This window comes from Mycobacterium sp. E1715 (genome assembly GCF_001667625.1).
Classification (GTDB): Bacteria; Actinomycetota; Actinomycetes; order Mycobacteriales; family Mycobacteriaceae; genus Mycobacterium.
Genome location: NZ_LZJJ01000055.1, coordinates 1 through 12,912 on the forward strand (window position 1 = coordinate 1; position 12,912 = coordinate 12,912).

The 12,912-nt window shown below is 67.8% G+C and carries 14 protein-coding genes and 1 pseudogene; 9 read left to right on the forward strand and 6 right to left on the reverse strand.

Going from position 1 to position 12,912, the window contains the following annotated elements:
• Nucleotides 1-826: CoA transferase (locus A9X03_RS03135; RefSeq protein WP_231975340.1), on the forward strand; the 826-nt coding region annotated here is incomplete at its 5' end.
• Between the two features lie 41 nt (nucleotides 827-867).
• Here the strand turns inward: A9X03_RS03135 and A9X03_RS03140 are convergent.
• Nucleotides 868-1,770, reverse strand: coding sequence for a LysR family transcriptional regulator (locus A9X03_RS03140; RefSeq protein WP_067759826.1), 903 nt, complete (start codon nucleotides 1,768-1,770; stop codon nucleotides 868-870).
• Between the two features lie 165 nt (nucleotides 1,771-1,935).
• On the opposite strand from A9X03_RS03140, the gene A9X03_RS03145 reads away from it, so the two are divergent.
• Entirely contained in the window at nucleotides 1,936-2,829 is an 894-nt protein-coding gene (locus A9X03_RS03145) for an SDR family oxidoreductase (RefSeq protein WP_067759819.1), read from the forward strand.
• Between the two features lie 113 nt (nucleotides 2,830-2,942).
• Here A9X03_RS03145 and A9X03_RS03150 read toward each other — a convergent pair whose 3' ends face one another.
• From A9X03_RS03150 to A9X03_RS03160, 3 genes are read right to left on the reverse strand one after another with little or no spacing between them, the layout of a single operon-like run.
• Nucleotides 2,943-4,208 carry an amidohydrolase family protein gene (locus A9X03_RS03150; RefSeq protein ID WP_067888158.1) on the reverse strand — a complete coding sequence of 422 codons (1,266 nt, stop codon included), beginning with the start codon at nucleotides 4,206-4,208 and terminating at the stop codon, nucleotides 2,943-2,945.
• A 4-nt stretch (nucleotides 4,209-4,212) separates the two neighbouring features.
• Complete coding sequence (locus A9X03_RS03155; RefSeq protein WP_067759852.1) at nucleotides 4,213-4,527, reverse strand: DUF4286 family protein; 315 nt, start codon at nucleotides 4,525-4,527, stop codon at nucleotides 4,213-4,215.
• Between the two features lie 22 nt (nucleotides 4,528-4,549).
• Nucleotides 4,550-4,885: a 2Fe-2S iron-sulfur cluster binding domain-containing protein gene (locus A9X03_RS03160; protein ID WP_067759850.1), complete on the reverse strand. Its 336-nt coding sequence runs from the start codon at nucleotides 4,883-4,885 to the stop codon at nucleotides 4,550-4,552.
• 122 nt (nucleotides 4,886-5,007) lie between these two features.
• Here A9X03_RS03160 and A9X03_RS03165 point away from each other — a divergent pair, with 122 nt between their 5' ends.
• The 4 genes from A9X03_RS03165 (at nucleotide 5,008) to A9X03_RS03180 (ending at nucleotide 9,296) form a co-directional block, all read left to right on the forward strand.
• Entirely contained in the window at nucleotides 5,008-6,411 is a 1,404-nt protein-coding gene (locus A9X03_RS03165) for a class I adenylate-forming enzyme family protein (protein WP_067759816.1), read from the forward strand.
• Nucleotides 6,389-7,294 (forward strand): acyl-CoA dehydrogenase family protein, encoded by a 906-nt coding sequence (locus A9X03_RS03170; protein WP_067759810.1) that lies wholly within the window; start codon nucleotides 6,389-6,391, stop codon nucleotides 7,292-7,294. Before A9X03_RS03165 ends, A9X03_RS03170 begins: the two co-directional genes overlap by 23 nt.
• Nucleotides 7,281-8,369 (forward strand): acyl-CoA dehydrogenase family protein, encoded by a 1,089-nt coding sequence (locus tag A9X03_RS03175; RefSeq protein WP_067759804.1) that lies wholly within the window; start codon nucleotides 7,281-7,283, stop codon nucleotides 8,367-8,369. The genes A9X03_RS03170 and A9X03_RS03175 overlap by 14 nt, the downstream gene beginning before the upstream one ends.
• Before the next feature lie 165 nt (nucleotides 8,370-8,534).
• Nucleotides 8,535-9,296, forward strand: a complete 762-nt coding sequence (locus tag A9X03_RS03180; RefSeq protein WP_067759793.1) for an enoyl-CoA hydratase/isomerase family protein — start codon at nucleotides 8,535-8,537, stop codon at nucleotides 9,294-9,296.
• Between the two features lie 12 nt (nucleotides 9,297-9,308).
• Here A9X03_RS03180 and A9X03_RS03185 read toward each other — a convergent pair whose 3' ends face one another.
• Nucleotides 9,309-10,172 carry a proline iminopeptidase-family hydrolase gene (locus tag A9X03_RS03185; protein ID WP_369807441.1) on the reverse strand — a complete coding sequence of 288 codons (864 nt, stop codon included), beginning with the start codon at nucleotides 10,170-10,172 and terminating at the stop codon, nucleotides 9,309-9,311.
• 191 nt (nucleotides 10,173-10,363) lie between these two features.
• Between A9X03_RS03185 and A9X03_RS03190 the strand changes: the two are divergent.
• The 3 genes and pseudogenes from A9X03_RS03190 to A9X03_RS03200 all read left to right on the forward strand — a co-directional run.
• A pseudogene (locus A9X03_RS03190) lies at nucleotides 10,364-10,546 on the forward strand (acetyl-CoA C-acyltransferase); the annotation flags it as partial.
• Nucleotides 10,547-10,582: 36 nt separating this feature from the next.
• Nucleotides 10,583-11,461, forward strand: a complete 879-nt coding sequence (meaB, locus tag A9X03_RS03195) for a methylmalonyl Co-A mutase-associated GTPase MeaB (protein WP_067759781.1) — start codon at nucleotides 10,583-10,585, stop codon at nucleotides 11,459-11,461.
• Nucleotides 11,462-11,661: 200 nt separating this feature from the next.
• Nucleotides 11,662-12,573 (forward strand): thiamine pyrophosphate-dependent enzyme, encoded by a 912-nt coding sequence (locus A9X03_RS03200; protein WP_067759765.1) that lies wholly within the window; start codon nucleotides 11,662-11,664, stop codon nucleotides 12,571-12,573.
• Here A9X03_RS03200 and A9X03_RS03205 read toward each other — a convergent pair.
• Nucleotides 12,566-12,912: response regulator transcription factor (locus A9X03_RS03205; protein ID WP_197508457.1), on the reverse strand; the 347-nt coding region annotated here is incomplete at its 5' end. The genes A9X03_RS03200 and A9X03_RS03205 overlap by 8 nt on opposite strands.

The following is a 12,912-nucleotide window of genomic DNA, read 5'->3' on the forward strand; positions in this document are numbered from 1 at the left end:
GGCCTTGGTGATCTTCGGCGCGATGTGGTCGCCGATCGCGCGCTCGTCGGCCATCCACAACACGGTGCCGTCGGCGATCCGCCGGCTGGGATTGACTTATGAGAGATTGCGGCGGCACAACGAGCGGATCGTGTGCGTCGCGATCACCGGATTCGGCCTGTACGGCGGCGACGATCCGGCCTTCGACTACGTCGTGCAGGCGGGCGTCGGCACCGCCGCCCTGACCGGCGACCCGCAGGGCCCGCCGACGCTGCCCGGTTACTCGTCGGCCGACAACTCCACCGGGATGACCGCGGCGCTGGGGCTGTTGGCCAAGATCATCTCCGGAACCGGAGGACAAGTCGACGTTTCGCTGCGCGACGTGATGCTGTCGCAGCTGAACTACCACGCGTCCGCCTACCTCAATGACGGTGTCGAGCCGCAGCGGCGTCCTTATGGCGCGCACTCGTATTACGTTCCGGCGCAGCTCTTTCCGACCGCCGAGGGGTATCTGGCGTTGTTCATCACGCACGACGGCTTCTGGAAGTCCTTCGCCACCGAGGCGGGCATCGGGGGGTTCGAGACGATGTCCGAACGGGTGTCCCGCCGCGACGAGGTGCTGGCCGTCGTCACGGCGATGCTGGCGACCGACACCGCCGCGGGGTGGGAACGCCGACTGCGTCCGCTCGGAGTGCCGGCGGCGGCCGTCAGGACCCTGCCGGAGGCGCTCGAAGCAACCCCCGAAATCATTGTCACGGCCGGCGATTTCCGGCTCGTCGGTAGCCCGATCCACGTCTCCGGTTACGACCCCGAATACCGTCCGCCGCCGGAGCTGCCCCAGGTCTAGCGCGCACCGCTCGCGAGCGCGACGGTGGTTTCACGCCGGCGTCAGGACACCGGACCCCTCAGGTGCGCCTCGGCGAGCTTACGGAAGGCCGCCACCAGCCGACTGCGGTCCCCGGCGCGCGTCGCCAACACCACGTGACAGGGCTCGACGCCTTGCAACGGGACGGTGGTGATGTCGGGCCGCAGGGCATTGCCGCGGAACCCGGCAGTGATTGCCACCGCCTGCCCGGAGGCGATGACTTCGAACTTGTCCTCGAGCGCGTCGATGAACGGTCCATCGGGCGCCCGGCGGCCATCGGGCCGGGGATCGATGCGCCAGAAGGCATTCCACGCCGGGTCGGAGTCACGGACTCGGGGCATCGGCTCGTCGGCGATGTCGTCCAGCGTGACGAAGTCCCGGCCCGCGAGGCGGTGGTCGACCGACATAGCCAGCACCCGGGGCTCGTCGTAGAGGATGGTCACGTGCAGGCCGTCTGTCGGGAACGGTAGCCGGGTCACCACGGCGTCCACTCGATGTCCGAGCAACGCGTCCAGGGCCTGGCCCCAATCCAGATGCGAGACTTGCACTTCGGCGTCGGGGTGTTCGCGGCGCATCTCGCGCACCGCGGGGGTGACGATCATCCCGGTCGTGTATCCGATCGCGATTCGGCTGGGCTGGGCGGCGGCCCGGGCCTGTGCCGCGGCTTGCGTGGCCGAGCGCAGCAGGGCCTTGGCCCGGGGCAGGAACACCTCTCCCGCCTCCGTCAGCCTGGTGCCTTGCGGCGTGCGATCCAGGAGTCGAACACCCAGTTGTTGCTCGAGCCGGCGGATCTGCCGGCTCAACGACGGCTGCGCTACGCGCAGCGCGGTCGCGGCGCGGCCGAAGTGCCGGTGTTCGGCCACCACGACGAAATATCCGACCAACCGCAGATCGAGGTCGATCACGGGCAATACGGAACGGGCCATGCTGAGAGTGTAACGGCGCCGGCAACTGACATCCGCACCGAAGGTGCCGGTGACATGCGGTGATGCCGATTCGGTATCACGCCATATGAAACAGGTCTTGGACAGTCGGTCTGCCGCGGTCATTGACTGGAAGCCGGCGAATACGAAACAGCGAAAGGGATTTCCATGCATGTCTTTGTCACTGGCGCCAGCGGGCACATCGGTTCGGCCGTCATCGACGAGCTCGTGCGTGCGGGTCATCAAGTCACCGGCCTCGCCCGCTCCGACGAGTCGGCCGCCGCGCTGACGGCGAAGGGCGTGCGGGTGCACCGCGGCGACCTCGACGACCTCGACGGGTTGCGGTCCGCCGCCGCGGCGTCCGACGGCGTCATCCACCTGGCTTTCAAACACGATTTCGACAACTTCGTGGCGGCGGCCGAGGCGGATCTGCGGGCCGTCGAGGCCATCGGGGAGGCGCTCGTCGGCTCCGACCGGCCCTTCGTCAGCACCTCGGGAACGCTGCTTCTGTCGTTGCTGGGGCATGACGGCCCCAGCACCGAACAGGACACATTGCCCGGGGGACCGCGGGTCGACTCGGAGAACGCGGTGATCGCGCTGGCCGAGCGTGGGGTGAGATCGTCGGTGATCCGGCTATCCCCGATCGTGCACAGCGATCTCGACCACCACGGCTTCACGCATCACCTCATCAACACGGCCCGCGACAGCGGGAAGTCCGCTTACATCGGCGAAGGGACCAACCGCTGGCCGGGGGTGCACACGCTAGACGCCGCCCACCTGTACCGGCTGGCGCTCGAAAATGCGCCCGCGGGTACGCGTTTGCACGGCGTGGCCGACGAAGGCGTGGCGTTCCGCGACATCGCCGCCGTAATCGGCCGCCACCTGGGTGTGCCGACGGTGAGCATTCCGGCCGAGGATGCCGGTCATTTCGGCTTCCTTGCACTCTTTGCGGCGCTGGACAATCCGACGTCGAGCGCGCTGACGCGCAAGGAACTTGACTGGAACCCCGAACGGGCCGGGCTGCTGGAGGATCTCGACGCCGGCCATTACTTCGGCGAGTGAGCGTCGCCGTGGCCGGCATCGCGGTCGAAGCTGCCAGGGAGGCGCCGGGGCGCACTCGATGAGGCCAGCCGCGCGAGTGTGAAGCTAGCCGCACATTCGGCGGCACTGCCGCGCTACGGCAGCTTGGCGAGTTGCTTCTCCCGATAGAGCCGCGCCCACTCGGCGCGCGACCGGATCGACACGTCGACGTCAAGGGCATTGGCGCGCAAGGCTTTCACGGTCGCCCGCTCCCGCGGCGTCCGCGCGAACGGATCCCAGCTGAAGAACCGGCAGGCGTTGGCCCAGTTGATCTTGTTGATGTCGGAGTCGTCGGCCCCGGCGGCGTTCAGCTCGGCCAACACCTGCTCGGGGGCGTCCGGCCAAAAGCAGTCCGAGTGCGGGTAGTCGCATTCCCAGGCGATGATGTCGATGCCGATCTCGTGGCGCAGCTTCAGCGACGTCTTGTCGGTGACGTAGCAGGCCAGCGAGTGCTCGCGGAAGACCTCGCTGGGCAGCTTGTCCCCGAAGTCCCGGCGCAGCCACTTCTGGTTCGTGTAGTGGCGGTCGCTGCGGTCCAGGTAGAACGGGATCCACCCGATGCCGCCCTCGGAGAACGCGAACTTAAGTTCGGGGTAGTTGCGCATGGCAGGCCCCCACAGCAGATCCTGGGCGCACATCGCCGAGACCTGGGTGGCCAGGATGATCAGGTTGTCGATCGGCGCGTTGGGGGCCATGCTGATCGCCCCGAACCCGGTGCCGATGTGCAGGCACATCACCACGTTCTGCTCGCACAGCGTGCGGAACACCGGGCCCCAATAGTCGTCGTCGTGGTAGCTCGGAAGCCCTTCCAAATGAGGCAATTCCGGCATCGTGACCGCCCGGCAGCCCTTGGCCGCGACCCGGCGGATCTCGGCGCACATGCCCTCGGGGGTCCAGGTCGGCAGGATGGCGATCGGGATGAAGCGCTCCGGGTAGGAGCCGGCCCACTCGTCGATGTGCCAGTCGTTGTAGGCCGACACCATCACCAGCGTGACGTCCTCACGCGTCATGTTGAGGTGCCGCGCGGAGAATCCGGTGAAGGTGGGGAAGCACATCGAGGCCAGGATGCCGTTGCGGTTCATGTCCCGCACGCGCTCGTGGACGTCGTAGACGCCCGGGCGCATTTCGGCGAAACCGGCCGGGTCGCGGCCCCATTCCTCGGCCGGCCACGACACCACCGCGTTGAGCCCGCTCACGCCCTGCGGCCTGCCCTGGTACATCCACTGGTCGACGCCGTGAGCGTCGGTCACGACGATCGGGGCCTCCTCCCTGTACTTGTCGGGCACGTGGCGCAGGAACATGTCCGGCGGCTCGACCACATGGTCGTCGATGCTCACCAGGATCAAGTCATCGACGTCCATCGGCTCAGCGGCTCCGCTCGCTCGTCGTCTCGAGCAATCGAGGGATCGGCGCGGGATCCAATAGCAACGCATCGGACATGTGCAGCTGCCCGGCGTTGGCCATCATGTTGTCCAAGATGGCCTGCAGATCGTCGCCTTCGAGTTCGTAGATGGCGACATAGGGGCCCTGCCCGTCAAGAGGGCGCAGCCGTCGCGCCGCGACGATTCCGTCGAGCGCCAGCAGTTCGGGGATGTGCACCTCGTCGTACCAGGTGTTGTATTCCTGGTCGCGCGCAGGCGAACAGGGCCGACTTTCGACGTACATGATTCCCTTGGCCATCGCCGCCACCTCTCTTCGGGTGCTACTCGTAGCGCACCGTGACCGAATCCGTTTCCGGCACGCCCTGGCACGTCAGAATGTAGCCCTCGGCGACCTCGTCGTCGTCGAGAGCATCGTTGACCCGCATGGTCACATGGCCTTCTTCGAGCCTGGCCATGCACGTGCCGCAATTGCCCGCCTCGCAACTGAACGGCGGCTCGAGGCCGGCCCGCCGCGCGCTCTCCAACAGCGTCTCGCCGGGAATTATCGGCACCGAGACCTTCTTGCGGTCCATGTGAATGGTGACCGTGCCCGCAACGGAGCCGTTCGACGGATCTGTCACCCGTGGGGTCTCCTCGATGCTTCGGGTGACTGCCATCGTCACCACCCTCCCGTACTTGCATTCTTCACTATAGAGAATACTATTCTCACAGAGCGATAGGATCTTCTCAAGCTTGTGGGGATGTCAGGTCAGCCCGGCCTGTCAGGGAAGGACGGGACGTGACCGAGCCGGCCGCGGTCGTGTTCGAGGAACGGCGTTTCAGCCTGCCTCAGTTGGATGCATTGGCCGCCGGCTGGTCCGCAATCCTGGCCAAGAACGGTGTCGGCGCGGGTCAGCGCGTCGCGATCATGGCGTCCAATCGGCCGGAGTTCGTCGCCGTCTTGCTGGCGATCTGGCGCCTGGCGGCGACGGCCGTGCTGATCAGTCCGGCCTGGAAGCGTGACGAAGTCGACCACGCGCTCGCCTTGACCGAACCCGCTCACGCGGTCGGTGACCACCCGGTGCTGGCAGGCGCGATGCCGATGCTGCACCTGGACGAGCCGATCGCGCCCGGGGAGTCGACGCCCTCGGCGCCGTCGCCACGGTCCGACGCGGTGCTGGTGTTCAGTTCCGGCACCACTGGGCTGCCGAAGGCCGTCCGGCACACCCACGCGGCGCTCGACGAGGCCGTCCGGCATTGGCGCGGGGCGCTGCAGCTCACGGTGCGCGACCGCATTCAGGTTGCCACGCCGCCGTCGCACATCCTCGGGCTGCTCAACATCCTGACGGCGCTGCGCACCGGCGTCCGCGTGCGGCTGCACCCCCGGTTCGACGTCGACCGGATGCTGCATCACATCGAAACCGACCGCATCACAGTCGAAATGGCGGTCGCGCCCATCGCGCTGGCCATCGCCTCGCATCCCAGGCTCGAGTCCTACGACCTGTCCTCGTTGCGCTACATCATGTGGGGGGCGACGCCGGTCAGCGCCCACGTCGCCGAGGCGGTCACCCGGCGCACCGGCGTCGGTTGGGTTCCGGCGTACGGAACCACGGAATTGCCTGTCATCGCCTGCAATCCGATCCAGGGAGCCCGGCTGGACGCCGTCGGTCGCCCGGTGCCGGGCGTGGACGTGCGGGTGGTCTCACTGGAGACGGGTGAGCCGGTCCGCCGCGGCGAGGTCGGTGAGATTCAGGCCCGCTCTTCATCGCTGATGGCCGGCTACCTGCCGGCCGAAGCAACCTCTGAGGTGATCCATGACGGCTGGTACCGGACCGGTGACGTCGGCTGGCTCGACGGCGAAGGCTGGTTGCGGATCACCGATCGCCTCAAGGAGATGATCAAGGTGCGCGGATTTCAGGTGGCGCCCGCCGAGATCGAGACGGTGCTACACGGCCATCCCGCCGTCAAGGACTGCGCGGTGTTCGGCGTGCCCGACGGAATCAACGGGGAGGCGGTGGTCGCCGCCGTCGCGACGTGCGCACCCGTCGATGCCGGCGAACTCACGGCCCGCGTCGATCAGCGGCTGGCTTCCTACAAACACCTGAGCCGCGTCGTGTTCGTGCCCGACATCCCTCGCCTGCCCTCGGGCAAGGTGCTGCGCCGAGTGCTGAAGGAGCGCTATGGACGTACGTCTGACGGCTGAACAACAGCAACTGCGTGACGCTGCCGCCAAACTGGCCGACGACCTGGGGCCGTCGGCGGTGCAGGACCTCGACGACCAGAGCCGGATTACGCGTCTGGACAAGCAACTCGCGGGGACGGGGTGGCGGTCGCTGCGCTCCGACGGGGCGTCGGGCGTCGAAGTGGCCATCGTCGCCGAGGAATTCGGACGACGGCTGATCGACGCGCCGTTTCTCGGCCCGGTGCTCGCGGACGATCTCACCCGCCACGTCGGCGCCGACGCCGCGGGCGCGACCATCGCGGTCGACGGTCGCGCGATCGACGCGCGCGGCGCCCAGCGGGCCCTGAGCCTGGCCGGTGGCGAGGTCCTCGCCGCGGACGTAGGGGGCCCGACCGACGGTGCGGACCTGACCCGCGCCGACGCCAGGATCGCGGGAACTCCGGCGGCGCTGGGCGAGGTGTCCCCCGACATCGCCGCGCAATGGCGCGCGCTCGCGCTGGTCACCACGACGGCGGACCTGGTGGGGATCGCCCGCGGTGCGCACGCCGTCGCGTGCGACTACGCCAAGATCCGCGAACAGTACGGCAAGCAGATCGGGTCCTACCAAGCGATCGCCCACCTGCTGGCCGAAAGCCGTGCGCTGATTGAGGGTTCGATCAGCGTGTCGCGGCATGCCGCGTGGGCTGTCGACGAGCTGCCGCCCGCCGACGCCATCCGCGCCGCCCAGGTCGCGAAGGTCTACTGCGCGCGAGCCGCCCGAACCGTCTGTGAGACGGCCATCCAGGTACACGGCGGCATCGGCAACACCTGGGACTGCGTGGTGCACGTCTACCTGCGGCGCGCCCTGCTATCGACGGAACTGTGGCCCGTCGCGTTGAAGGAGATCGATCTTGGACTTTCGTGACTCACCAGAGGAGGCAGCGTTCCGGGAGCGGCTGCGGTCCTGGCTTTCCGTGCACGCGGGAGAGTTCTCCGGGTCGGGCGACGAATACTGGGCCCGTCAGGCCGAATGGCACGAGGCCCTGTATCGAGAGGGATTCTTCGGGCTGTCGTTCCCCCGCGAGTACGGCGGGCGGGAGCTGCCGCCCGTCTATGACGTCATCGTCGACGAGGAACTCGCCCGGGCCGGCGCCCCGCCGCGTCCCAGCGTCGGCTACCTGATCTACGGAATCGGCCGGCACGCCAATGACGCAGTGCGTCAACGCTTCCTGCCCGGCATCATCGACGGCACCGAGCGATGGTGCCAAGGTTTCAGCGAGCCCGGCGCCGGCTCCGACCTGGCCTCGTTGACCACCACCGCTCGCCTCGAGGGCGACACCTACGTGGTGAACGGGCACAAGATCTGGACCAGCTACTCCGACGTTGCGGACTGGTGCCTGTTGCTGGCCCGCACCGACCCGGAGGCCAAACGTCACCGTGGCCTGTCGGCGTTCGTGCTGGAAATGAAACAGCCTGGTGTGCAACAACGTCCGTTGCGCATGATCAACGGTGTGACCAACGAATTCGGCCAGGTGTTCTTCGACGACGCGAAGGTTCCGGCCGACAGGATGGTCGGCGCCCCGGGTGATGGCTGGGCGGTGGCCATGACCGTCGTCGGCCATGAGCGCGAACCGTCCACGCTCGGCTACGCGGCGCGCTACGGCAAACTCGTGCGAAGCCTGTACGCGCGCACCGAAGGACCGGTGTCCGAGGAGCTGGCGTGGGCGGCGGTCCAGTCGGAGATGCTGACGCATCATGTGCGGCGGCGGCTGTCCGAACAGCTCGACGGTGTCTCGCACGGGCCCGAGGGATCGCTGGACAAGCTGCTGATGACTTGGGTCGAGCAGTCCGTCGGACACGCTGCGCTGGCGGTCAGCGGGACGCGAGATCCGGACCTGCTCAGCGCCTACCTGTACAGCCGCGCGCAGAGTGTGATGGGCGGGACATCGCAGATACAAAAGAACATCATCGCTTCACGCATCTTGGGATTGTCCGAGTGATCGCGAGCGCGGGCGAAGCCCGGGTGAAGCGGGTGACGACCATAGACGGAGTGATCGCGAGCGCGGGCGGAGCCCGGGTGAAGCGGGTCACGACCATAGCCGGAGTGATCGCGAGCGCGGGCGGAGCCCGGGTGAAGCGGGTCACGACCATAAAAGGAGTCTGACGTGTACGACATGCCTGCCGAAATCGACGTCCAAGCCGACGGCCCGCTGCGGATCATCACCTTGAACCGGCCGGAGTCGCTCAATTCGGTCAACGACGATCTGCACGTCGGACTCGCGCGACTGTGGCAGCGACTGACCGATGACCCGACGGCCCGCGCGGCGGTCATCACCGGGGCCGGCAGGGCGTTCTCGGCGGGCGGGGATTTCTCCTACCTCAAGGAGCTGTCGACCGATGCCGACTTGCGCGCCAAAACCATTCGGGACGGCCGCGAGATCGTCTTGGGCATGGCGCGGTGCCGAATTCCGGTGGTCGCCGCGGTCAACGGCCCGGCCGTAGGGCTGGGCTGCAGCCTGGTAGCCCTGAGCGACATCGTCTACATCGCCGAAGAGGCCTACCTCGCGGATCCGCACGTGCAGGTGGGATTGGTGGCCGCCGACGGCGGTCCGCTGACCTGGCCACTGCATATCAGCCTGCTGCTGGCCAAGGAGTTCGCCTTGACGGGCACCCGCATCAGTGCCCAGCGCGCCGTCGAGCTGGGGTTGGCCAACCACGTGTCCGCCGACCCCGTCGCGGACGCAACCGCTTGTGCGAAAAAGATTTTGGAGCTGCCTCAGCAGGCGGTGGAAAGCACCAAACGGGTGCTCAACATTCATCTGGAGCGCGCGGTCCTCGCCAGTCTGGACTATGCCCTGTCGGCCGAGCACCAGTCCTTCACGACCGACGACTTCCGCTCGATCGTCACCAAGCTGGCGAAGAACTGATGTGACAGCCGCTCACGCGGAATCGTGATGCCGCAGAAAGTCTCGCATCACCCGATCGAACTTGGCCGGCTCCTCGATGAAGGGCATGTGAGCGCTCGACTCGAACAGTTCGTAGCGCGAGCCAGCGATGCGCCGGTGCATCTCCCACATGTGTTCGGGCACGCATTCGTCGAACCTGCCGGCAAGGACGAGGGCCGGCAAGGTGATTTCCGGCAATCGGTCGAACACGTCCCAGTCGCGGATCGTCCCGACGATGTGGAAGTCACTCGGCCCGAACATCGTCTCGAAGATATCGGTTCCCATGTTGGCGAAGGCCGCCAAAAGCTCTGGGGGCCAGGGCCGCACGCGGCAGAGGTAGGTTTCGTTCCAGGTGCGAATGGCGTCCTGATATTCGGCCGTGTACGTCGTCCCCGCGGCTTCGTGGCGGTCGATCGCGGACTGCGTCGCCGGATCGAGCTCGGCCTTCAAGCGGGCCACCATCTGGGAGAACTCCGGTATGGAGGCGATGCTGTTGGAGATGGTGAGGCTGACGGCGCCCGACGGGACGTCGAGCGCGTACTGCTGCGCCATCATCCCGCCCCACGAGTTGCCGAAGAGATGAAAACCCTTGAGGCCGAGTCCTCTTACCACAGCATCCATTTCGGCCACCGACCGCGACATGGTCCACAGATCCGGGTTCGACGGGCGCTCGGAGTTGCCGCAACCGAGCTGATCCCAATAGACGACTTCGCGCTCGTCAGCCAACCGCTCCAGCGAACGCAGGTAGGTATGCGGCAATCCGGGCCCGCCGTGCACGACGAGCAGGGGAAGGCCCGGTCCGCCACCGATGCGCTCGAACCACACGTTGCCGCCCGGGACCGCGATCATTCCGTCCATTGCCGACGATGCCTCCTGATTTGCGAGCAGCCGCAGAATCGCACCCCGCGATGCTGGTATATGCGATTTTGCGACTGGTCGCGAGCCGATCTCTCCTTGCAACGCCGACTCGCAATGAGAGAATAGTGTTCTCACAATCTTGCGGGGGCTCTCGGGCACTCGCGACGCGCTCGTCGAACTGGAGAACACCCGTGCCTGACGCCGTCATCGTGTCCGCCCTGCGCACACCCATCGGCACCGCCCGAAAGGGCACGCTGCGCGACACCAGCGCCTTCCACCTCGGGCACCACGTCGTCGCCCAGGCGGCGAAGTATTGGGACCCCGCGCAAGTCGACGACGTGATCCTGGGGGAGGGGCTATACGGCGGCGGCATCGGGTCCGCCACCGTCATCGAGGTCCCCGCCCCTTAAATGGAGATCGCCGACCTGATCATCAGCGCGCGCAACGGATCTCCGCGCGCGGCCGGTCGGCTCCTTTCGCTGGTCGAGGGCGAGCGCCGTGACGAGGTGCTGGCCAGCCTCGAACCGTCATCGGTGAACGTCGTTGGCATCACCGGGCCCCCGGGCGCGGGCAAGTCCACGACGATCGCCGCCCTGGTCGGCGCCTACCGGGAGCGGGGGTCCCGGGTGGCGGTGCTGGCCGTGGACCCGTCGTCGCCGTTCAGTGGTGGTGCACTCCTGGGCGATCGAATACGGATGGCCTCGCATATCAACGACTCCGACGTGTTGATCAGGTCGGTGGCGACCCGTGGTCACCTCGGGGGATTGGCCGCCGCGGTACCGGCGGCCATTCGGCTGCTCGGGGCGATCGGTTACCACGTCGTGCTGCTGGAGACCGTGGGGGTGGGGCAGTCCGAAATCGAGATCGCCGCGGTCGCCGACCCCACCGTCGTCATCCTCAATCCCGGTGCGGGCGACGCGATTCAGGCGGCCAAGGCAGGGGTGCTCGAAGTCGCCGACATCGTGGTCGTCAACAAGGCCGACCGGGACGGCGCCGAACAGACCGTGCGGGACCTGCGGGCCGAGACCGACGCACCCATCGTCAGCCTCGTCGCCGCGCGCGGCGAGGGCATCGCGGAATTGATGGCGGCCATTGAGGATCACCACCGCACCGACACTCGCGCCCGCCGGCTGGCCCGCGCCCGCGCCCAGATCCTGTCGCTGGCGCAGACCCGGCTGCGGGGCCGGCCGGACCTCGACCGGCTCGCCGAGACGGTCGTCGACGGCGACCGGGACCCCTACTCGGCGGCTGAGCAGTTGCTGTCACCGACCCCTCGCGACCAGGACTGAGCCGCCGCGCTGTCCCCCGATTGGGGGAACGGAGATTCATCCCCTTTGCGGACCGATCGGCGGAGTTCCGGCCCGCCCTGCCGCCCTACGTTGATCGTGTGTACAACGGCAGTCACCTCAGCCACCGACCGGACCCCCGTCCGTCGCAGTGCTCCGGCCGACGCCGCCACGATCCCGCGACGAGTTAGGAGACCCGGCACATGGCTCGCACACCCGAACTGTCGGCCGCACGCGTTGAAGAGCAGCTGGAGCTGTACCGCCAATTGTGGGTACTGCGCCTCCTTGACATGGCGTTGGAAGAGCGGCGCATCGACGGGCTGCTCAACGGGCCCATGGAGGCCGCCTTCGGCCAGGAGGCCGTGGCCGTCGGCACCATCGCGGCGCTTCGGCCGGGCGACATCCTGAACACCGCGATCCGCCACTTCCAGCACGCCCAGGAGGTCGGCCTCGCCCGACCGTTAGGTCCGGCCATCGCCGAGATGACCGCCCCGACGAGGCCTGCGGCCGGCGGTGCGAAGGAAAGCGTCTTCGCCGCCGAATGGAAGCAGATCTTCGGCACGTCGAGCCCGGTCAGGCAATCCATTCTGTTCGCGATCGGCGACGCCTACGGGCAGCAGGTGGCGGGCGCAGGCGGGGTCACCGTGTGCGTCATCGGGGACGACGCCGCCAAGTCCGCCGAGTTCCAATCGGCCGCGCGGATCGCGGTGTCGTGGCGGCTTCCGGTCGTGTTCGTCGTCGAGAGCATCCGCGACGGGTCCGGTGTGCGCCGCGGGCCGCGCGACTGCTACGGGTTACCCGTCTCGTCGGTCGACGGCAAAGACGTTGCGGCAGTGCGTGCTTCGGTCGGCGAAGCGGTGCAGCGAGCCGGCGCCGGCGGAGGTCCCGCCATGGTCGAGGCGGTTACCTACCGGACCAACCATCCCGCAGGAGTCGATCCGTTGGTCTACGCCCGCCGACGGCTGACCAACATCGGAGTCGGCGCCGGCCACCTCTACGAGGTGGAACGGCGGGCCCGCCACCTGGTGGGCGAGGCCGCCGCGGTCGCGAACTCACTTCTGCGGACGGACGGTCCGACGATCAGCGAATCGGACCACTGGCCGGCCACTAGCTGAGCAGGCCTTGCCGCATCGCCTCGGCAACGGCGGCAGCACGATCGCTGACGCCAAGTTTCTCGTACAGGCGCTGCACGTGCGTCTTGACCGTCGACGGGGCCACGAACAGCTCGGCGGCGATCACGGGAATGCTTTGGCCGCGCGCAATTCGGTTGAGCACCTCGCGCTCTCGCGCGCTGAGCACGGGTCCTGTCGGTTGCGCCCGATGACGGATCTCCGCGGTAAGGCCCCCGACGAGCGACGGCGCCACCACGTCGCGGCCCTGCGCGCAGTCGAGCACGGCCTTGACGATGTCGCTGCGCGTCGAGTCCTTGAGCACGAACCCGGCGGCGCCCTGCT